At 74.4% G+C, this 19,708-nt stretch carries 15 protein-coding genes; 10 read left to right on the plus strand and 5 right to left on the minus strand.

Going from position 1 to position 19,708, the window contains the following annotated elements; genetic code table 11:
* Positions 1-130: 130 nt before the first annotated feature.
* A complete protein-coding gene (locus ACIQ87_RS38605; protein ID WP_402416657.1) occupies positions 131-1,180 on the plus strand; it encodes a Rieske 2Fe-2S domain-containing protein in 1,050 nt (349 codons plus the stop codon).
* A 43-nt stretch (positions 1,181-1,223) separates the two neighbouring features.
* Here ACIQ87_RS38605 and ACIQ87_RS38610 read toward each other — a convergent pair whose 3' ends face one another.
* The gene (locus ACIQ87_RS38610) at positions 1,224-1,433 is read right to left on the minus strand and encodes a hypothetical protein (protein WP_392867231.1); all 210 of its coding nucleotides are present in this window, start codon (positions 1,431-1,433) and stop codon (positions 1,224-1,226) included.
* Positions 1,430-2,872: a PspC domain-containing protein gene (locus ACIQ87_RS38615; RefSeq protein ID WP_402416660.1), complete on the minus strand. Its 1,443-nt coding sequence runs from the start codon at positions 2,870-2,872 to the stop codon at positions 1,430-1,432. The genes ACIQ87_RS38610 and ACIQ87_RS38615 overlap by 4 nt, the downstream gene beginning before the upstream one ends.
* A gap of 263 nt (positions 2,873-3,135) precedes the next feature.
* Here ACIQ87_RS38615 and ACIQ87_RS38620 point away from each other — a divergent pair, with 263 nt between their 5' ends.
* From ACIQ87_RS38620 to pcrA, 3 genes are all read left to right on the plus strand, one after another.
* Positions 3,136-4,470 carry a PspC domain-containing protein gene (locus ACIQ87_RS38620; RefSeq protein ID WP_402416702.1) on the plus strand — a complete coding sequence of 445 codons (1,335 nt, stop codon included), beginning with the start codon at positions 3,136-3,138 and terminating at the stop codon, positions 4,468-4,470.
* Positions 4,463-5,167, plus strand: coding sequence for a LuxR C-terminal-related transcriptional regulator (locus tag ACIQ87_RS38625; protein ID WP_402416662.1), 705 nt, complete (start codon positions 4,463-4,465; stop codon positions 5,165-5,167). The genes ACIQ87_RS38620 and ACIQ87_RS38625 overlap by 8 nt, the downstream gene beginning before the upstream one ends.
* Before the next feature lie 84 nt (positions 5,168-5,251).
* On the plus strand, positions 5,252-7,864 hold the full coding sequence (pcrA, locus tag ACIQ87_RS38630; RefSeq protein WP_402416665.1) for a DNA helicase PcrA: 2,613 nt from the start codon (positions 5,252-5,254) through the stop codon (positions 7,862-7,864).
* A 6-nt stretch (positions 7,865-7,870) separates the two neighbouring features.
* Here pcrA and ACIQ87_RS38635 read toward each other — a convergent pair whose 3' ends face one another.
* A complete protein-coding gene (locus ACIQ87_RS38635; RefSeq protein WP_402416668.1) occupies positions 7,871-8,680 on the minus strand; it encodes a M23 family metallopeptidase in 810 nt (269 codons plus the stop codon).
* Positions 8,681-9,004: 324 nt separating this feature from the next.
* On the opposite strand from ACIQ87_RS38635, the gene ACIQ87_RS38640 reads away from it, so the two are divergent.
* Positions 9,005-9,409: a cobalamin B12-binding domain-containing protein gene (locus ACIQ87_RS38640; protein WP_402416670.1), complete on the plus strand. Its 405-nt coding sequence runs from the start codon at positions 9,005-9,007 to the stop codon at positions 9,407-9,409.
* A 72-nt stretch (positions 9,410-9,481) separates the two neighbouring features.
* On the opposite strand, the gene ACIQ87_RS38645 is transcribed toward ACIQ87_RS38640, so the two are convergent.
* Both ACIQ87_RS38645 and ACIQ87_RS38650 read right to left on the minus strand, forming a co-directional pair.
* Entirely contained in the window at positions 9,482-11,068 is a 1,587-nt protein-coding gene (locus tag ACIQ87_RS38645) for a DUF5691 domain-containing protein (protein WP_402416673.1), read from the minus strand.
* Between the two features lie 11 nt (positions 11,069-11,079).
* Positions 11,080-12,372 (minus strand): SWIM zinc finger family protein, encoded by a 1,293-nt coding sequence (locus tag ACIQ87_RS38650; protein ID WP_402416676.1) that lies wholly within the window; start codon positions 12,370-12,372, stop codon positions 11,080-11,082.
* Between the two features lie 167 nt (positions 12,373-12,539).
* Between ACIQ87_RS38650 and ACIQ87_RS38655 the strand changes: the two genes are divergently transcribed.
* From ACIQ87_RS38655 to sucD, 5 genes are all read left to right on the plus strand, one after another.
* On the plus strand, positions 12,540-13,622 hold the full coding sequence (locus ACIQ87_RS38655) for an AAA family ATPase (protein WP_402416679.1): 1,083 nt from the start codon (positions 12,540-12,542) through the stop codon (positions 13,620-13,622).
* Positions 13,619-15,988: a DUF5682 family protein gene (locus ACIQ87_RS38660; protein ID WP_402416682.1), complete on the plus strand. Its 2,370-nt coding sequence runs from the start codon at positions 13,619-13,621 to the stop codon at positions 15,986-15,988. Before ACIQ87_RS38655 ends, ACIQ87_RS38660 begins: the two co-directional genes overlap by 4 nt.
* A gap of 96 nt (positions 15,989-16,084) precedes the next feature.
* Positions 16,085-17,251, plus strand: coding sequence for a VWA domain-containing protein (locus ACIQ87_RS38665; protein WP_392867209.1), 1,167 nt, complete (start codon positions 16,085-16,087; stop codon positions 17,249-17,251).
* Between the two features lie 302 nt (positions 17,252-17,553).
* Positions 17,554-18,726: an ADP-forming succinate--CoA ligase subunit beta gene (gene sucC, locus ACIQ87_RS38670; protein ID WP_402416686.1), complete on the plus strand. Its 1,173-nt coding sequence runs from the start codon at positions 17,554-17,556 to the stop codon at positions 18,724-18,726.
* An 18-nt stretch (positions 18,727-18,744) separates the two neighbouring features.
* Positions 18,745-19,635, plus strand: coding sequence for a succinate--CoA ligase subunit alpha (sucD, locus tag ACIQ87_RS38675; RefSeq protein WP_402416689.1), 891 nt, complete (start codon positions 18,745-18,747; stop codon positions 19,633-19,635).
* Positions 19,636-19,708: the final 73 nt, after the last annotated feature.

Below are 19,708 nucleotides of genomic sequence, written 5' to 3' on the forward strand. Positions count from 1 at the left end.
CGACGGCGCGGCCGTTTGCGGTGCGGGTGCCGCTCGTCCGGAGGGACCTCCCACCGAAAGCGGCCGGGAGCGGGCAGAATGCGGACCGGACCTGTCAGGCGGTGGCAGGCGGCGAGGGAAGGTGTGAGGGATGTCGGAGGCCAGCAACCCGGTGCCGGCAGGCGGGGGAGCGGCCGGTCGGGCCGCCGGGGCGGCGCAGCTGAGGGCGCTCGCGTCCAGGTACGCGCTGCTGCCGCTGCGGATCTTCCTCGGCGTCACCTTCGTCTACGCCGCCCTCGACAAGCTCTCCGACGCCCACTTCCTGGCCGGGGCGGGCGACCCGGCCTCCTTCGTCTCGCAGACCCAGGCCGCCAAGGCGGGCGGCAGCCCGATCTCCTTCCTGCTCGGCCCCGCCCTCGACCACCCGACCCTGTTCGCGCTCGCCGTGGCCTTCGGCGAGCTGGCGGTGGGCCTCGGCACCCTGCTCGGCCTCTGGGGCCGGGTCGCCGCGCTCGGCGGCGCGCTGCTCAACCTCAGCCTGTGGCTGACGATCAGCTGGAGCGTCTCGCCGTACTACCTCGGCAACGACCTGGCCTACCTGATGGCCTGGACCCCGCTGGTGCTGGCCGGCACGCCGTACCTGTCGGTGGACGGCTACCTGGCCCGCCGGGCCGCGCGGGACCGCGAGCGCGGGCTGGGCGAGGACCACGTCAAGCGCCGGGCCCTGGTGGACGGCGGGATCGCGGCCGTCGCGATCGGCGGGGCCGGGCTGCTCACCGGCTCGCTGACCCGGACCTTCGGCCGGGACGGGGCGGCCGCCGCCAAGCAGTCGGCGGCCCCCGTCGCCGGCGCGCCGACCCCCGGCAGCGCGGTCTCGAACGCCCCGGCGCAGGCCCCCGCGGTGCCCGCCGCGAGCGTGCCGGTCGGCGGCGCGGCCCAGGTCAAGGACCCGGCCACCGGGGACGCCGTCTACATCGTGCAGCCCAAGGCCGGCCAGTACTGCGCCTTCTCCGCGGTGTGCACCCACTCCGGCTGCGCGGTGGACGCGCCGAAGAACGGCCAGCTGTACTGCCCCTGCCACGGCTCCCGGTTCGACGCCGCGACCGGTGCGGTGGTCAACGGGCCGGCGGTCAAGCCGCTGCCCAAGTACGCCGTCAGCAAGAACGGGGACCAGCTTTCCCTGGGCCCGCAGCAGAGCTGAGGGCCCGGGCCGGGCGGGCGCGCTCAGGGCGCTCCGGGGGCGGTCACTCCTCGCGGTCGGGCCGGCCGCGCCGGGCTACCGCCGCGACCGCGCCGGCCAGGCCGCCGACGCCGAGCACGATGAAGGCGACGGGGATGACGATCCGCCCGTTCACCGACCGGTCGTTGAGCGCCGCGACCAGGTAGACCACGGCGATCACGGTGAACAGCGCACCCGCGATCAGCGAGAACAGGTCGAGCCGGTGCTTCCTCACTGCTGGACCACCTTGATGTTGCCGAGCCCGAGTCCGAGTTCGAGATTGAGGGTGCCCTTGGCCGGCTGCCCGTTGGCAGGGCCGATCAGGTAGGTGTGCCGGCCGGTGCTGTCGCTCCGGTCGTCGGGGACGGAGACGTTGCCCAGGCCGAGCCGGGTCACCACGTTCACCGTCACGTCGTCCGGCACGGTGACGGTCATGTCGCCGACGCCGAGGTCGACCTTGGTGGCGAGGGTGGCCCCGGCCGGGTCGACCGCGGACAGGTTCAGGTTGATCTTCCCGGCGGCCAGGTCGTACCGGTCGTGCAGGTCGGCCGCCGAGGCGACGGTCCACTCGCGGTCGCCGACGGCGTTGCGCATGGAGTCCGGCGCGTGGCCGACGAAGGCCAGCGCCAGGGTGAGCAGCATGCCGGTCACCGCCAGCCGGCGGGCCCGGCCGAACTTCGCGCCGACCAGCAGCGTCAGGCCCACCACCAGCAGCGAGGTGGCCAGCACCGTCGCGCCCAGCACGGTGGGGTTGTGGCGGTCGGCGGAGGCGGCCCAGACCGCGGCGCCGGCGCCGACCGCCAGCAGGAAGCCGAAGAAGCCGAGCGCCGAGCGCTCCCGGGGGTGCCGAACGGCTGCGGGCGCGGGGCGACGCTGGGCGTTCTCCTTGCGCAGCGGATCGCCCTCGGGCAGGTCGGCGCGCTGCCACCAGGGCTGGGCCGGGCCGCCGGCCGGGGGCACGGGGGTGCCGTACGGCGGGGTCGGGCCGGTCGGGGAGGCGCCCCCGTACGGGTTGCGCTCGGGGTGGCGCGGGTCCCACAGGTAGCCGCCGGGGCCGGGGGCCGGGCCGTCGGCGGGGGCCCGGCCGGCGGACCGGGCGGCCTCGTCCTGCTCCGGCCGCGGCCAGCGGTAGGCCCCGGTGCCGTCGGCGCCGCCGGTGACCCCGGTGCCCTCCTGCCCGGGGAAGTGGCGGTCGTACGGGCCGCCGCGGCGGCGCTCGCGCCCCCGGCCCCGGCGGCGCTCCGGGTCGTAGCGCACCGCGAGGAAGACCAGGGCGGCGAGCAGCAGCAGCGGGAACATCTGGTCCCCGTCGCCCATCGAGGAGAAGAACACCCCGGTGCCGATCACCGTCAGCAGCACCGCGCCGACCGACTGGCCGTCCACCCGCCCGGTGAGCACCCGCTGGAGCTCGGTGCGCCCGCCGCGGCCCTTGGGCTCGCCGTCCGTCGGGACGATCAGCCAGGCCAGGCCGTACAGGAACAGCCCGAGGCCGCCGGAGAGGCAGAGCACCACCGTGACGACCCGGAACACCACCGGGTCGATGTCCAGGTGCCGGCCGAGGCCGCCGCAGACGCCGGCCACCACGCGGTGGTGCTCGGCCCGGGTCAGTGGCGGGCGGTCCGGTTCCGGCGGGGCGGCGGGCCCGGCCTCCTCGATGCGGGGGTCCTCGGTCATGGGCACCATCCTTCCGGCAGGGGACGGCCCGGCCCAACCGGGTCGATCCCTGTCCGTACCCTGACTTGTCCCTGATACGGGATGGGGACACACCCTGATGCGCCCGCGGGCGCCCGCGTGGAACCATCGGTGGCGTGGCAGCCCCCGGTACCGATCCCCGAACCATCGCCCCCGACGCCGCGCCGTCGGCCGGCGCCGACCCGAGCGCGCCCGACGGCGGTCGGCCGCCCTACCGTCGGCTCTACCGCAGCCCGCGGGGCCGGATGCTCGGCGGCGTCGCGCACGGCCTGGCGGTGCACCTCGGGCTGCCGGTGCGCTGGGTGCGGATCGCCTTCGTCGTGCTGTTCTTCGCGCAGGGGATCGGCGCGCTGCTGTACGCCGCGTTCTGGTTCGTGGTGCCGATCGGCATCGGCGAGCCCTCGCAGCGCGGCGGCTCCCAGTGGGTGTACGTCAACGGGGCGTTCGTCCCGGCCTCGCCCGGGGTGCAGGGCGGGCTGCTGAACAAGGGCGGCCAGGCCACCGGCTGGGTGGGCCGGATGCGCCGGCTGCTCCAGCACACCCTGCAGGGCGAGCCGGTGACCGCCCCCGCGGAGGGGGAGGAGGCCGGGCCGGCCGGCAAGGCCGGGCAGGGCGGCCTCGGCCAGCTCGCCGCCCTGGTGATGACGGTGATCGGCGTGATCGCGCTGCTCAACGTGCTCGGCTGGCAGACCGCCAAGCCGTACACCTGGCCGCTGCTGGCGATCGGCGTCGGTGTGGCGCTGGTCTGGCGGCAGGCCGACGACTCGCGCTGGCAGCGCTGGTTCGGCATCGAGGAGGGCGAGAAGCGGCGCGGCGCCTACACCAGGGTCGGCGCGGGCGTGCTGCTCGCGGTGGTCGGCACCATCGCGCTGCTCGCCATGCAGGGCAGCGGCTCCACGCTCGGCTCGGTGATCGAGGCCTCGCTCGCCGTGCTGGTCGGCGTGCTGGTGCTGCTCGGCCCGTACGGCCTGCGGCTCTGGCAGGACCTCGGGGCCGAGCGCACCGCCCGCATCCGCGCCCAGGAGCGGGCCGAGATCGCCGCGCACATCCACGACTCCGTGCTGCACACCCTGACCCTGATCCAGCGCAGGGCCGAGGACCCCAAGGAGGTGCTGCGGCTGGCGCGCTCGCAGGAGCGTGAGCTGCGGCTGTGGCTGTACCGCCCGGAGGCCGCCGCCGAGGCCGCGCCGGACACCATGGCGGAGACCCTGCGGGCCGCCGTCGCCGAGGTCGAGGACCGGCACGGCGTCCCGGTCGAGCTGGTGATCGTCGGCGACTGCCCGATGGACGAGCGGATCGCGGCACAGATGCAGGCCGCGAGGGAGGCGACCGTCAACGCGGCCAAGTACGGTGGCGGGGGACCGGTCCAGGTCTACGCCGAGGTGGAGGGGAGGACGGTGTCGGTGTTCGTCCGCGACCACGGCCCCGGCTTCGACCCCGACACGGTGCCCGAGGACCGGATGGGCGTACGGGAGTCGATCATCGGCCGGATGAAGCGCAACGGCGGCACCGCTCGGGTGCGGCCGGCAGCGGGCGGCGGTACCGAGGTCGAGCTGGAGATGGAGAGAACGGATGACTGAGGCAGCTCCGATGGGGGTGCCCCCAGCCGAAGGCCGGGGGAGGACCGCGCGGGTCGTACTGGTGGACGACCACCGGATGTTCCGGACGGGGGTCAGGGCCGAGATCGGCCGTACCGAGGTGACCGGCATCGACGTGGTCGGCGAGGCCGACGACGTGGACTCGGCGGTCCGTGTGGTCGCCGAGACCAGGCCGGACGTGGTGCTGCTCGACGTCCACCTGCCGGGCGGCGGCGGCGTCGAGGTGCTGCGCCGCTCGGTCGGTGTGATGGGGGAGCAGGGAGGGGTGAAGTTCCTGGCGCTGTCGGTGTCGGACGCCGCCGAGGACGTCATCGGCGTCATCCGCGGCGGCGCGCGCGGCTACGTCACCAAGACCATCACCGGCACCGACCTGGTGAACGCGGTCTTCCGGATCGCCGACGGCGACGCGGTGTTCTCGCCCCGGCTGGCCGGCTTCGTGCTGGACGCCTTCGCCGCCACCGACACCCCGCCGGTGGACGAGGACCTGGACCGGCTCACCCAGCGCGAGCGCGAGGTCCTGCGGCTGATCGCCCGCGGCTACGCCTACAAGGAGATCGCCAAGCAGCTCTTCATCTCGGTGAAGACGGTCGAGAGTCACGTCTCGGCCGTGCTGCGCAAGCTCCAGCTGAGCAACCGGCACGAGCTGACCCGCTGGGCCACCGCCCGTCGGCTGGTCTGACGGCCCCGGGAGCCGAAGCCCGCCCGCCCCGGATCCTCCGGGGCGGGCGGGCTTGTCGGCGGGTGGCCATAGACTCGATGTGCCATGAGTAGCCTCTTTGACGACCTTCCGCTCCCCGGTTTCGAGGCCCCCGCCGCCGGGTCGAAGCAGCCCGCCGCTCCCGTGGACGAGGAGCCCCCGCCGTACGAGGACGACCTCCCGTACGACGCGTACGAGGAGGCCATCCCGGACGGGCTGTTCCGGACCGACCACGCCGCCGAGACGGAGCGGGACGCCTGGTACCGCAACGGCGCCGCCCGGGCGGTGATCGACCCGGCGCAGCTGCTGGAGGGGATGAACGACCCGCAGCGCGAGGCGGTGCTGCACGCGGGCTCCCCGCTGCTGATCGTGGCCGGCGCCGGCTCGGGCAAGACCCGGGTGCTGACCCACCGGATCGCCCACCTGCTGGGCGCCCGCGGCGTGCAGCCGGGTGAGATCCTGGCGATCACCTTCACCAACAAGGCGGCCGGCGAGATGCGCGAGCGCGTCGAGGCGCTGGTCGGCCCGCGCGCCCGGGCGATGTGGGTCTCCACCTTCCACAGCGCCTGCGTGCGCATCCTGCGCCGCGAGTCCAAGCAGCTGGGCTTCACCTCCAGCTTCTCGATCTACGACTCGGCCGACTCGCAGCGGCTGATGTCGCTGGTCTGCCGCGACCTCGACCTGGACCCGAAGCAGTTCCCGCCGAAGTCCTTCACCGCGAAGATCAGCAACCTCAAGAACGAGCTGATCGACGAGGAGACCTTCGCCGACCAGGCCGCCAACCCGATGGAGAAGAAGCTCGCCGAGGCGTACGCGCTCTACCAGCGGCGGCTGCGCGAGGCCAACGCGCTGGACTTCGACGACATCATCATGACGACGGTGAACCTGCTGCAGGCCTTCCCCGACGTCGCCGAGCACTACCGGCGCCGGTTCCGGCACATCCTGGTCGACGAGTACCAGGACACCAACCACGCCCAGTACATGCTCGTCCGGGAGCTGAGCGGCGGATCCGTCGCGGCCGCGCCGAAGCGCACCGCGGACGGGGACTTCGTGAACCCGGCGGCCGCGCACCTCGCCGAGGTGCCGCCGGCCGAGCTGTGCGTGGTCGGTGACGCGGACCAGTCGATCTACGCCTTCCGCGGCGCGACGATCCGCAACATCCTCCAGTTCGAGGAGGACTACCCGAACGCGACCACGATCCTGCTGGAGCAGAACTACCGCTCCACCCAGACGATCCTGAGCGCCGCCAACGCCGTCATCGAGCGCAACGCCAACCGCCGCGAGAAGAAGCTGTGGACGGCCGGGGACCACGGCGAGAAGGTCGTCGGCTACGTCGCGGACGACGAGCACGGCGAGGCCCAGTTCATCGCCGACGAGATCGACCGGCTCACCGACAAGGGCGAGGCCAAGCCCGGTGACGTCGCGATCTTCTACCGGACCAACGCCCAGTCCCGCGTGTTCGAGGAGGTGTTCATCCGGGTCGGCCTGCCGTACAAGGTGGTCGGCGGGGTGCGCTTCTACGAGCGCAAGGAGGTCCGGGACGTCCTGGCCTACCTGCGGGTGCTCTCCAACCCCGAGGACACCGTGCCGCTGCGCCGGATCCTCAACGTGCCCAAGCGCGGCATCGGCGAACGGGCCGAGGCGATGATCGACGCGCTCGCCGCGCGGGAGCGGATCTCCTTCGCCCAGGCGCTGGTGCGGGTCGACGAGGCGTACGGGATGGCCGCGCGCTCGGCCAACGCCGTCAAGAAGTTCAACACCCTGATGGCCGGGCTGCGCCAGGTGGTCGAGTCGGGCGCGGGCCCGGCGGCGGTGCTGGAGGCCGTCCTGGAGGAGACCGGCTACCTGGCCGAGCTCCAGGCGTCGACGGACCCGCAGGACGAGACCCGGGTGGAGAACCTCCAGGAGCTCGCCTCCGTCGCCCTGGAGTACGAGCAGGACCCGGGCGAGCGTCCGGACGCCGGGGAGGAGGGCACGCCGCCGGTCGGCTCGCTGGCCGACTTCCTGGAGCGGGTCGCGCTGGTCGCCGACTCCGACCAGATCCCGGACGAGGACGAGGACGGGCAGGGCGTCATCACGATGATGACCCTGCACACCGCCAAGGGCCTGGAGTTCCCGGTGGTCTTCCTGACCGGCATGGAGGACGGGATCTTCCCGCACATGCGGGCGCTCAACCAGGTCAAGGAGCTGGAGGAGGAGCGCCGGCTCGCGTACGTCGGGCTCACCCGGGCCCGCGAGCGGCTGTACCTGACCCGCTCGGTGCTGCGCAGCGCCTGGGGGCAGCCGGCCTACAACCCGGCCTCGCGCTTCCTGGAGGAGATCCCGGAGGCGCTGGTGGAGTGGAAGCGCACCGGGGCGGCCCAGGCGCCGGTCCAGCGCGGCTACTCCTCGGGCGCGTCCTGGGGCAAGTCCTCGTCCGGTGGCGGGAGTTCGCGCTCCTCGTCGTCCTCGGCCCCGCCCAAGGCGGGCTGGGGGCAGTCGGCGCGGCGCGGCGGTCGGATGGTGGAGCGCGAGGCCGTCTCGCTCGCGGTCGGCGACCGGGTCACCCACGACAGCTTCGGGCTGGGCACCGTGGTGGCCGTCACGGGCGTCGGGGACCGGGCCCAGGCCACCGTCGACTTCGGCGCCGACGGGCGCAAGCAGCTGCTGCTGCGCTACGCGCCGGTCGAGAAGCTGTAGGGCGCGCTAGCGCGGGTCCAGCCCGTTCGAGAGGAACCAGGGCAGCGGGTCGATCGGCCCGCTGCCCGGCGGCCGGATCTCGAAGTGCAGGTGCGGGCCGGTGCTGTTGCCGCTGCTGCCGACGAAGGCGACCACGTCGCCCTGCTTCACCGGGCCCTTGCGCACCTTGTACGCCCGCAGGTGGCAGTACCAGGCCTCGGTGCCGTCGGACATCTTGATGATCGTCATGTAGCCGTAGAACGGGTTCCACTGGGTGCGGAGGGTGCCGTCGGCCACGGCGTAGACCTCGGAGCCGCCGTCCACCGGGAAGTCGATGCCGGTGTGCCGGTTGGCCCAGTGGGTGCCGGCCTCGCCGAACACCTCGCCGAGGCCGTGCCGGGCGACCGGCATGACCACCTTGGGCTTGACCGGCTCGGGCGCCGGCTCGGCGGTGGGCTGCGCGGTGGGGGCCTCGGCGGGGGCGTCGGTGGGCTGGGAGCCGGCCAGCGGCTGACGGGCGTCGCCGCGCGAGGCCTGGGCCGGCGCGCCGGCCGCGACGGCGTGGACGGCCGCCGCCTGCGCGGCGGCGGTGTCCGGGGCGTCCGCCGCCCGCTGCGTTCGTCCGGCGGCCTGGGCGCGCTGCTGGTCGGCCTCGCCCTGCACGGTGACCGCCGCCGCGGCGGCCACACCGAGTGCCGCAACCGACGGCAGTGCGACCCGCAGCAGTGCCGTCCGGGTGGCCGCCTTGGCGGCGCCGCGGCGCTGGGCGCGGGACTGTTCGCGGGCCGCGAGGCGCAGCTCCGCACGGGTCGGACGGGCGGCTGCATCGGGAGCCATCGGGGGCTGCCTCCTCGGTGGGCCTCGGACGTCGTCGGGCGAGGGGGAGAACAGCCGTGACTGTAACCGCAAGGTCGACGCTCCGGAAAAACCTCCGGATGTCAAGGGGGCGGCCGGGGGGTCTGTGCGGAGGTTGCGGGAAGGAGGGGTATACCCGCTGGTAGCAAGGCCGGGAGCTGTGACTTTGCCCTCCTCTTCGGGGGTGGCACGGTCAACCGTGCCGGGTGGCGCTAACCTCCCCTCAGATTGGTTATTGACCGTTAACCGCGCCGGCGGCCCACGAGGCCCGGTCGGATGGTGGACGACGATGTCCAGGAGGCAGTCATGAGTGTGTCGGGGCCGATCCGTGTGGTGGTCGCCAAGCCCGGGCTCGACGGTCACGACCGTGGTGCCAAGGTCATCGCGCGCGCCCTGCGCGACGCCGGTATGGAGGTCATCTACACCGGACTGCACCAGACGCCCGAGCAGGTCGTCGACACCGCGATCCAGGAGGACGCGGACGGCATCGGGCTGTCGATCCTCTCCGGCGCCCACATGACGCTGTGCGCGCGGGTGCTGGAACTGCTGAAGGAGCGCGACGCGGAGGACATCAAGGTCTTCTGCGGCGGGATCATCCCGGACGAGGACATCGCCGAGCTCAAGGCGATGGGCGTCGCGGACATCTTCACCCCGGGCACGCCGACCCGGGACGTGGTCGCCTGGGTCGAGACGAACCTGCGGGCCGGCTGAGCCACCGGGCGTCGAGCGGGCCGGCCCCTCCCGGGGCAGGCCCGCTCCGTCGTGTCCGGCGCTCCGCCGGGTTCAGCCCGCCAGCTCCGCGAGCATCGCCGCCCGGAAGCGCAGGGTGCCGGACAGCCGGGCGAAGGTCTCGGACCACGCGGAGTCCGGGGCGGCCCCGGCGGCCAGCTCCTCCACCGCGGCGGCCGTCTCCGGGGCGAGCGCGCGCTCCGTCATCCCGAGCACCCCGCTGTGGCTCCACGGGTATGCCCCGGAGGCCGCCGCCCGGGCCAGCGCCGTCACCACGGCGGTGGACAGCGGCGGCGTCCACGGGGTGGCGCAGGCGCCGAGCAGTTGGAAGGCCTCGCCCAGTCCGTGCACCGTGATGAACGCGGCCGTCCAGGCGGCCCGCTCCTGCGGCGGGAGGACGGCCAGCAGCTTGGCCGGGGCGCCGGTGGCGCGCGGCGAGCGGGGCCGGGCGCCGCGTCCGGGCGGGGCCGGGGCCGGGCCGAGCAGCGCCCGGGCCCAGTCGGCGTCCTGCTGACGGACGGCGGCCCGCGCCCAGGCCTCCCGCAGGTCGTCGGCCCAGCTGCTGCTGGTCTCGTCGATGCTGTCGCCGACCCGCAGGGCGAGCAGCTGCTCGGGCGTCAGCCCGGTGCTCGCCGACCAGATCGCCAGCGGCGCGGCGGCCACCACCTCGCCGAACCACCAGGCCCGTTCGCCGCGCCCGGTGGGCGACTTGGGGGCGATCCCGTCGCGCTGCATCCGGGCGTCGCACTCGCCGGGCGGAGTGACCAGCAGGTGGGTGCCGGTGTCGGCGAGCCGGACGGCGGCCCGGGCCCGCTCGGCCATCCGGTGGGCCAGGGCCGAGTCGGGCAGGGCGGAGAGCAGCTCGGCGGCGGTGGCCCGGACGTTCTTGCTGCGGTCGCCGAGGGCGGCCTCCAGGAACGGTTCGTCGGCGGGGGAGAGGCCCTCCTGGAGGGCGTCCAGGAAGAGCAGGCGGTCCTCGGCGCGCTCGGTGGCCCAGGTGCCGCGCAGCAGTTCCAGGCCGGCCACGGGATCGCGGCGGCGCAGCAGCGTGAGGTGGGTGACCCGCTCGGCGAACAGGCCCTCGTGCCAGAGCCGGTTGTCCGCGCACTCCTGCGGCAGCTCGGGCGTGGTGGTGCGCAGCACGAACCGCCAGTCGGGGTTCCGCTCGGCCAGCCAGCGGCCCAGCGGACCGGTCAACGCCACGGCGTCGGGCCGCAGTTCGCTGCGGGCGCGGGCGGCGTCGAGCAGGCCGGGCACCAGCGCGGCGGGCGGGCGCAGGCCGCTCGCCCGGGCGGTGGTGAGCCACTGGGGCAGCAGCTCGGCCAGGTTGGCCAGGGTGCCGCCGCCGGCGCCGGTCCGGCCCGCGAGCAGGACGGCCAGTCGGCGGGCGGCGGGCTCCGGCAGTTCAGGGCGGGTGTCCTCGGCCGCGGGCGGGCCGGGCGGCTCGGCGGCCGGTACGGGCAGCGCGCCGGCCCGGCGGCGGACGGCGGCCAGCGCGGCCAGCTCCAGCAGGGCGGCGGCCTGGTCGCCCCGGTCCACGGCGTCGGCGAGCGGCAGGGCGGTGGCCGGGAGCGGGCGGCGGTCGGTGCCGAGCAGGGCGCTGGTCTGCAGGGTCTCCCACGGGTCCTGGGTGGTCGTCATTCTCGGTGCTCCTAAGCGTTGGTGAGGCCGACCGGGCGTCGGCCGGCGGCCCAGGCCGTGACCGGGGCGAAGCCCTGGTGGCCGTACTCGCCGAAGACCGTGAGCGGGCGGCCGGTGGAGACCGCGGCCAGCCGCCACAGCGCGGCCTCCGGGACGGTCGAGGTGCGGACCGGCACGGTGTGGTGGCCGTCCGTCAGGAACCAGCCGTCCGGGGTGCGGACCGGGACGACGTCGCCGAGCACCGTCGGCCGGCTCTCCAGCCACGGGTCGTCGGCGACGGCGGTGCCGTAGCCGGCCACCGCCTCGGCCACGGTCAGCCCGGCGGGCGGCCCGGCGGGGCCGGGTTCGGGGGCGCCGTAGCGCTCGCCGAGGGTGGCGCGCAGCGGGTGGGCGCCGGGGTAGTAGGCGAGCCGGGCCTCCACCAGGTGGCCGGTGGGCAGGGCGAGGGCGGGCGCCTGGCCGGAGTGGCCGAAGGCGAGCAGCAGGGCCGGGCGGCCCGTCTTGGCGCCGCGCAGCCAGACCCGGCGGGTGGTGAGCCGCTCGACCGTGGTGTCCCGGCTGCCGAGCACCAGCCAGCGGTCGCGGACGCCGGCCCCCAGCGTGCTGTCGTCCGCGGGGTACCCGACCCGGGTGCGGACGGTGGCGGCCAGTTCGGGCGGCAGCTCGTCCAGCCGGGTGGCGGCGGTGGCGAGCAGGTGCAGCATGGCGTACTCCTCCAGCAGCCGCTCCTGCGGCAGCGCGTCCAGTTCGCGGACCCGGGTGGCCAGGCCGGGGGCCTGCGCGTCGACCATCCGGGCGGCGACCTCCTCCCAGGGCCCGGCGGTGGACTGGTCGGCCAGGCCGTGCCTGACCCGGTCGGCCAGCCGCAGCCGCAGCTCGGCGGCGCCGGCGGTGACCCGGGCGCCACGCTTCTCGGCCCGCCGCCGGGCGGCCTCCGGGTCGACCGGCTCCGCCGCGCGCTTCTCCGTGCGCTCCTGGCGGGACTTGAGCCACTCGGCGACCCAGTCGGCGGGCTCGCCGGCCGGGACGGCCTCCGGGGTGCCGCTCCACAGCAGGAGGAGCCCGAGCGCGTGCTTGCACGGGAACTTCCGGCTGGGGCAGCTGCACTGGTAGGCGGGCGTGGCGAGTTCGATCGCGGTGCGGTACGGCGTGCGGCCGCTGCCCTTGCACTCGCCCCAGAGCGCGGTGCCGTCGGTGCCGGTGCCGGACCACGGCGCGGGCGCGGAGAGCTTGCCCGCCGCCTTCTGCGAGGCGGCGTCAGGTGCCAGGGACAGGACGTGTTCGGTGCTCCAGCGTTCCTCCATGCGACCGACCGTAGGCGGCGGCACTGACAGCGGCTGACGGGCCGTCCGCGGGCCCCGGCGGGTTGTCAGTGGCTCGGTGCAGGGTTGTTCCCAGCAGGTCCTGACTCCCCGATCACCATTGCGCCCCGGGCATCCGTGTGCCCGGGGCCGACCCGAAGGAGCCCGAGATGGCCGACGTTCTGCGGCAGCACGCCGAGGACGCGTTCGCCGGTGAACTGGCCGCGCTGGCCGCGCAGGACGACCGTCCGCGCCCCGAGCGCTGGAAGCTCTCGCCGTGGGCCGTGGCGACGTACCTGCTCGGCGGTGAACTGCCCGACGGCACCCGGATCACCCCCAAGTACATCGGCCCGCGCCGGGTCGTCGAGGTCGCCGTGACGACCCTGGCGACGGACCGCGCGCTGCTGCTGCTCGGCGTGCCGGGCACCGCGAAGACCTGGGTGTCCGAGCACCTGGCGGCGGCGATCAGCGGCGACTCCACGATGCTGGTGCAGGGCACCGCCGGCACCCCCGAGGAGGCCGTCCGGTACGGCTGGAACTACGCCCAGCTGCTCACCCACGGGCCCAGCCGGGACGCCCTGGTGCCCTCGCCGCTGATGCGCGCGATGGCCGACGGCAAGATCGCCCGGGTCGAGGAGCTCACCCGTATCCCCGCCGACGTGCAGGACAGTCTGATCACCATCCTGTCCGAGAAGACGCTCCCGATACCGGAGCTGGGAGCCGAGACCCAGGCGGTGCGCGGCTTCAACGTGATCGCCACCGCCAACGACCGCGACCGCGGCGTCAACGAGCTGTCCAGCGCGCTGCGCCGCCGCTTCAACACCGTGGTGCTGCCGCTGCCGGGCTCGCTGGACGAGGAGGTCGACATCGTGACCCGCCGCGTCAACCAGCTCGGCCGCTCCCTGGACCTGCCCGAACTGCCCGGCGGCGCCGAGGAGATCAGGCGCGTGGTCACCGTCTTCCGCGAGCTGCGGGCCGGGATCACGGTGGACGGCCGGACGAAGGTCAAGACCCCGAGCGGCACCCTCTCCACCGCCGAGGCGATCTCGGTGGTCACCAACGGGCTCGCCCTGGCCGCCCACTTCGGCGACGGCGTGCTGCGCGCCGGGGACGTGACGGCCGGCATCCTCGGCGCCGTCGTCCGCGACCCGGTGGCGGACCGGGCCGTCTGGCGCGAGTACGTCGAAGGGGTGGTGCGCGAGCGCGACGGCTGGAAGGACTTCTACCGCGCCGCCCGCGAGGTGACGGCGTGACGTCCGAGGTCGCCCTGCTGGGCATCCGCCACCACGGCCCCGGCTCCGCCCGGGCGGTGGCCGCCGCACTGGCGCGGTGGCAGCCGGACGCGGTGCTGATCGAGGGCCCGCCGGAGGCCGACACGATCGTCCACCTGGCCGCCGAGAAGGACCTCGTCCCGCCGGTGGCGCTGCTCGCCCACGCGGTGGACGACCCGGCGAAGGCCGCCTTCTGGCCGTACGCCGAGTTCTCCCCGGAGTGGGTGGCGATCCGGCACGCCGTCGACCACGACCTGCCGGTCCGCTTCATCGACCTGCCCGCCGGGTACGGCTTCGCGCCGGAGGAGGGCACCCGGGCGGAGGGCACCGACGAGGACGGCGCGCGGGAGGGCGCCGAGCCGGTCGCCGACCCGCTGGCGCTGCTCGCCGAGGTGGCCGGGCACGACGACGCCGAGCGCTGGTGGGAGGACGTGGTCGAGCACCGCGCGCCCGGCGGCGACGCGCTGGCGCCGTTCGCCGCCGTCGCCGAGGCGATGGGCGCGCTGCGCGCGGAGGGCCTCGGCGAGTCCCGCCGGGACCTGCTCCGCGAGGCGCACATGCGCCAGCAGATCCGCGCCGCCCGCCGCGCCGGGCACCGGCGGATCGCCGTGGTCTGCGGGGCCTTCCACGTCCCCGCGCTGGAGCGGATGCCCACCGTCGCCCACGACAGGGCGCTGCTCGCCGGGCTGCCGAAGAAGGTGCGCACGGACATCACCTGGGTGCCGTGGACGCACCGCCGGCTCTCCCGGTCCACCGGCTACGGCGCGGGTGTGCAGTCGCCCGGCTGGTACCACCACCTGTTCACCACCGACGGGGACCCGGTCCCGCGCTGGCTCACCCGGGCCGCCGAGCTGCTGCGCGCCGAGGACCATCCGGTCTCCTCCGCGCACGTGATCGAGGCGGTCCGGCTCGCCGAGACCCTGGCCGTGCTGCGCGGCCGCCCGCTCGCCGGGCTGACCGAGACCCTGGACGCGGTGCGCGCGGTGCTCTGCGAGGGCTCGGACGTCGCCCTGGAGCTGGTCCGGGACCGCCTGGTGGTCGGCGACGCGCTCGGCGAGGTCCCGGACGCCGCACCGGCGGTGCCGCTCCAGCGCGACCTCACCCGGCTGCAGCGCTCGCTGCGGCTCAAGCCCGAGGCCGCGCCCAAGGACGTCGACCTCGACCTGCGCAAGGACACCGACGCGGCCCGCTCCCGGCTGCTGCACCGGCTGCGGCTGCTGGGCGTGGACTGGGGCGTGCCCGCGCGCTCCTCGGTGAACTCGACCGGGACGTTCCGGGAGAGCTGGCGGCTGTGCTGGCAGCCCGAGTTCGCGGTCCGGATCGCCGAGGCCGCCCAGTGGGGCACCACGATCGAGGAGGCGGCGGTCAACAAGGCCGTCGGCACCGCCCGCGCCGCCGAGGAACTCGCCGAGCTGACCGGCCTGGTGGAGACCTGCCTGCTGGCCGGGCTGTCCGGCGCGCTGCCCGCCGTGATGCGGGTGCTCGCCGACTGCGCGGCCCTGGACACCGACGTTGCGCACCTCGCGGGCGCGCTGCCCGCGCTGGTCCGCGCGCTGCGCTACGGCGACGTGCGCGGCACCGACCACGGGGCGCTCGCCGAGGCGGCATCGGGCCTGGCCGAGCGGATCTGCGTCGGACTGCCGCCCGCCTGCGTCGGCCTGGACGCGCAGGGCGCGGAGGCGATGCGCGGCCGGATCGACGAGGTGCACGGCGCGATCGGCCTGCTGGCCGCCGATCCCGCCGCCTCCACGGACGACGCCGCCGCCGAGGACACCGCCGAGGGCACCGCGCCGGACCCCGAAGGCCTGGCCGGCCTGGCCGACCGCTGGGCCGCCGCCCTGCGCTCGCTGGCCCGCCGCGAGCCGGCCGGCGGACCGGCCACCGGCGCCCCCGGGCTGCTGCGCGGCCGCGCCGTGCGACTGCTGCTGGACGACGGCCGGCTCGACTCCGAGGAGGCCGGCCGACGACTGCGCCTGGTGCTCTCCGTCGCCAACGCCCCGGCGGACGCGGCCGGTTGGGTCGAGGGCTTCCTGACCGGCGGCGGCGCCCTGCTGCTGCACGACCCCCGGCTGCTCGCCCTGCTGGACGAGTGGCTGACCGGGGTGAGCGGCGAGGTCTTCACCGACGTCCTGCCGCTGCTGCGCCGCACCTTCGCCGGACTGGAGGCGGGCGTGCGCACCACCATCGGCGGCCGGGTCGCGGCCGGCCCGCTCGGCGAGCCACCGGCCACCCGGGCCGAGTCCGGCGAGCTGGACCGGGCCCGCGCCGACGCCGCCGTCCCCGTGGTGGCCCTGCTGCTCGGGCTCCGTCCGTGGATCCCCCGGCAGGCCGCCGGCCGCGACACCTGACGCCTGACACCGCCGTACCGAACGCACCGCCGTACCGAACGCACCGCTGTATCGAACGCCTGCCCCACCGCAGGACCCGCTGACGAGGAGGACGAGATGGCAGCGCCCACGACCGACGAACGGCTGCGCCGCTGGCGGCTGGTGCTCGGCGGCGAGGCCGACGGAACCGGCTGCACCCTGCGCGGCCGCGACGCCGCGATGGACGGCGCCCTCGCCGCGCTCTACCGGGGTGCCCCCGAGGAGGGCGCCCGGGGCGGTCGCGGCGGCCGCCGCAGCGCCGGGCTGGGCGGCTCGGCCCCGCAGGTGGCCCGCTGGCTGGGCGACATCCGCGAGTACTTCCCGTCCACCGTCGTGCAGCTGATGCAGCAGGACGCGATCACCCGGCTCGGCCTGGACCGGCTGCTGCTGGAACCGGAGATGCTGGAGGCCGTCGAGCCGGACGTGCACCTGGTGGGCACCCTGCTGTCGCTCAAGCACGCGCTGCCCGAGACCACCCGGGAGACCGCCAGGGCGGTGGTCGGCAAGGTGGTCGCCGACCTGGAGCGCCGGCTCGCCGACCGCACCCGGGCCACCCTCGGCGGTGCCCTCGACCGCAGCGCCAAGGTCAACCGGCCGCGTCACCGGGACATCGACTGGGACCGCACCATCCGGGCCAACCTGAAGAACTACCTGCCCGAGCACGGCACCGTCGTCCCCGAGCGGCTGGTCGGCTACGCCCGCGCCCAGCAGGCCGTGAAGAAGGACGTCATCCTCTGCATCGACCAGTCCGGCTCGATGGCGCCCTCGGTCGTCCACTCGGCGGTCTTCGGCGCGGTGCTCGCCTCGATGCGCACCCTGGACACCCGGCTGGTCGTCTTCGACACCTCGGTGGTCGACCTCACCGAACAGCTCACCGACCCGGTGGACGTCCTGTTCGCCACCCAGCTCGGCGGCGGCACCGACATCAACCGCGCGCTCGCCTACTGCCAGTCGAAGATCACCCGCCCCTCCGAGACCGTCGTGGTGCTGATCAGCGACCTGTACGAGGGCGGCATCCGGGACGGCATGCTCAAGCGGGTCGCCGCGATGAAGGCGGCCGGCGTCCAGTTCATCGCCCTGCTCGCGCTCTCCGACGAAGGGGCCCCGGCGTACGACCACGCGCACGCCGCCGCCCTGGCCTCGCTCGGGGCGCCCGCCTTCGCCTGCACCCCGGACGCGTTCCCGGAGATCATGGCGGCGGCCATCGAGAAGCGTCCGATCCCCGTGCCGGACCAGAGGGCGTGAGGATTCACCCGAACGCGGTAATCCGCCCGATCGGTGGACCGGCCGCCCGCCCCGGCCTTCCGGGCATTCTGTGACGGTTCTCACCCAAGGCGGGCAGGCTCCCGGGCGGAACAGTCCCGTCCCACGGGGATAACCTGCCAGACGGACGTGACGCGCGTGTTGATTGACGTGTGCGCCCGTGGCTGTGTGGGCCGCAAGGCCGTACCTCTGCGTACCCGCACCGCCCCGACGACCCGCAGCGAAGATCCTGCCGTGGCACGCTCGTAGAGACACAATCCGCGACCACGAACAAGGACAAACACGTGGACCTGTTCGAGTACCAGGCGAGGGACCTCTTCGCCAAGCACGGTGTACCCGTGCTTGACGGCGATGTCATCGAGACCGCCGCAGACGCTGCCGCCATCGCGGAGCGCTTCGGCGGCCGCGCCGTCGTCAAGGCTCAGGTGAAGGTGGGTGGCCGAGGCAAGGCCGGCGGCGTCAAGCTCGCCGCCGACCCGGCGGACGCCGTCGCCAAGGCCGAGCAGATCCTCGGCATGGACATCAAGGGCCACACCGTTCACAAGGTGATGCTGGCCCAGACCGCGGACATCAAGGACGAGTACTACGTCTCGTTCCTGCTGGACCGCACCAACCGCACCTTCCTGGCCATGGCCAGCGTCGAGGGCGGCGTGGAGATCGAGGTCGTCGCCGAGCAGAACCCCGAGGCGCTCGCCAAGATCCCGGTCGACGCCAACGAGGGCTGCACCCCGGAGAAGGCCGCCGAGATCGTCGCCGCGGCGAAGTTCCCGGCCGAGGTCGCCGACCAGGTCGCCGAGGTCCTGCAGAAGCTGTGGACCGTCTTCATCAAGGAGGACGCCCTCCTCGTCGAGGTCAACCCGCTGATCAAGTCCGGCGAGGGCAAGATCATCGCGCTCGACGGCAAGGTCTCCCTGGACGACAACGCCGAGTTCCGCCAGCCCGAGCACGAGGCCCTGGAGGACAAGGCCGCGGCCAACCCGCTGGAGGCCGCCGCCAAGGCCAAGGGCCTGAACTACGTCAAGCTCGACGGCCAGGTCGGCATCATCGGCAACGGCGCGGGCCTCGTCATGAGCACCCTCGACGTGGTCGCCTACGCCGGTGAGAAGCACGGCGGCGTCAAGCCCGCCAACTTCCTCGACATCGGTGGCGGCGCCTCCGCCGAGGTCATGGCGAACGGCCTGGAGATCATCCTGGGCGACCCCGACGTCAAGTCGGTCTTCGTCAACGTCTTCGGCGGCATCACCGCGTGCGACGCGGTCGCCAACGGCATCGTGCAGGCCCTGGAGCTCCTGAAGAGCAAGGGCGAGAACGTCACCAAGCCGCTGGTCGTCCGTCTGGACGGCAACAACGCGGAGCTGGGTCGCAAGATCCTCGACGACGCCAACCACCCGCTGGTCCAGCGCGTGGACACCATGGACGGCGCCGCTGACCGCGCCGCCGAGCTGGCCAACAAGTAAGGAAGGGGACTACACACCATGGCTATCTTCCTTACCAAGGACAGCAAGGTCATCGTCCAGGGCATGACCGGCTCCGAGGGCATGAAGCACACCCGCCGCATGCTCGCCTCCGGCACCCAGATCGTCGGCGGTGTCAACCCGCGCAAGGCCGGCACCACGGTCGACGTCGACGGCACCGAGATCCCGGTCTTCGGGTCGGTCGCCGAGGCGATGGAGAAGACCGGTGCCGACGTCACCGTCGTCTTCGTCCCGCCGGCGTTCACCAAGGCCGCCGTCGTCGAGGCCATCGACGCCGAGATCGGCCTGGCCGTCGTCATCACCGAGGGCGTCCCGGTGCACGACACCGCCGCCTTCTGGGCGCACGCCGGTGCCAAGGGCAACAAGACCCGCATCATCGGCCCGAACTGCCCCGGCCTGATCAGCCCCGGACAGTCGAACGCCGGCATCATCCCGGCCGACATCACCAGCGCCGGCAAGATCGGCCTGGTCTCGAAGTCCGGCACCCTGACCTACCAGCTCATGTACGAGCTGCGGGACATCGGCTTCACCTCGGCCGTCGGCATCGGTGGCGACCCGGTCATCGGCACCACCCACATCGACGCGCTCAAGGCCTTCCAGGAGGACCCGGAGACCGAGCTCATCGTCATGATCGGTGAGATCGGTGGCGACGCCGAGGAGCGTGCCGCGGCCTTCATCGCCGAGCACGTCACCAAGCCGGTCGTCGGCTACGTCGCGGGCTTCACCGCCCCCGAGGGCAAGACCATGGGCCACGCCGGCGCCATCGTCTCCGGCTCCTCGGGCACCGCCCAGGCGAAGAAGGAGGCCCTCGAGGCCGCCGGTGTCAAGGTCGGCAAGACGCCGTCCGAGACCGCCCGCCTGGCCCGCGAGATCATCGCCGCCCAGGCCTGATCCCGCCCCGCGCGTGACGAGCGCCCCCGCCCTTCCCGGGCGGGGGCGCTCGCCGTTGCGGCACGCGCCCCGG

This window comes from Kitasatospora sp. NPDC096204 (assembly GCF_044763205.1).
Classification (GTDB): domain Bacteria; phylum Actinomycetota; class Actinomycetes; order Streptomycetales; family Streptomycetaceae; genus Kitasatospora.

Bases quoted from the DNA above. Each gene is read 5' to 3' on its own strand.
- ACIQ87_RS38665 (WP_392867209.1), top strand. From the start codon at position 16,085: ATGGCAGCGCCCACGACCGACGAACGGCTGCGCCGCTGGCGGCTGGTG.
- ACIQ87_RS38625 (WP_402416662.1), top strand. From the start codon at position 4,463: ATGACTGAGGCAGCTCCGATGGGGGTGCCCCCAGCCGAAGGCCGGGGG.
- ACIQ87_RS38645 (WP_402416673.1), bottom strand. From the start codon at position 11,068: ATGACGACCACCCAGGACCCGTGGGAGACCCTGCAGACCAGCGCCCTG.
- ACIQ87_RS38635 (WP_402416668.1), bottom strand. From the start codon at position 8,680: ATGGCTCCCGATGCAGCCGCCCGTCCGACCCGTGCGGAGCTGCGCCTC.
- ACIQ87_RS38620 (WP_402416702.1), top strand. From the start codon at position 3,136: ATGCTCGGCGGCGTCGCGCACGGCCTGGCGGTGCACCTCGGGCTGCCG.
- pcrA (WP_402416665.1), top strand. From the start codon at position 5,252: ATGAGTAGCCTCTTTGACGACCTTCCGCTCCCCGGTTTCGAGGCCCCC.
- ACIQ87_RS38605 (WP_402416657.1), top strand. From the start codon at position 131: ATGTCGGAGGCCAGCAACCCGGTGCCGGCAGGCGGGGGAGCGGCCGGT.
- ACIQ87_RS38615 (WP_402416660.1), bottom strand. From the start codon at position 2,872: ATGACCGAGGACCCCCGCATCGAGGAGGCCGGGCCCGCCGCCCCGCCG.
- ACIQ87_RS38650 (WP_402416676.1), bottom strand. From the start codon at position 12,372: ATGGAGGAACGCTGGAGCACCGAACACGTCCTGTCCCTGGCACCTGAC.
- ACIQ87_RS38655 (WP_402416679.1), top strand. From the start codon at position 12,540: ATGGCCGACGTTCTGCGGCAGCACGCCGAGGACGCGTTCGCCGGTGAA.
- ACIQ87_RS38640 (WP_402416670.1), top strand. From the start codon at position 9,005: ATGAGTGTGTCGGGGCCGATCCGTGTGGTGGTCGCCAAGCCCGGGCTC.
- sucD (WP_402416689.1), top strand. From the start codon at position 18,745: ATGGCTATCTTCCTTACCAAGGACAGCAAGGTCATCGTCCAGGGCATG.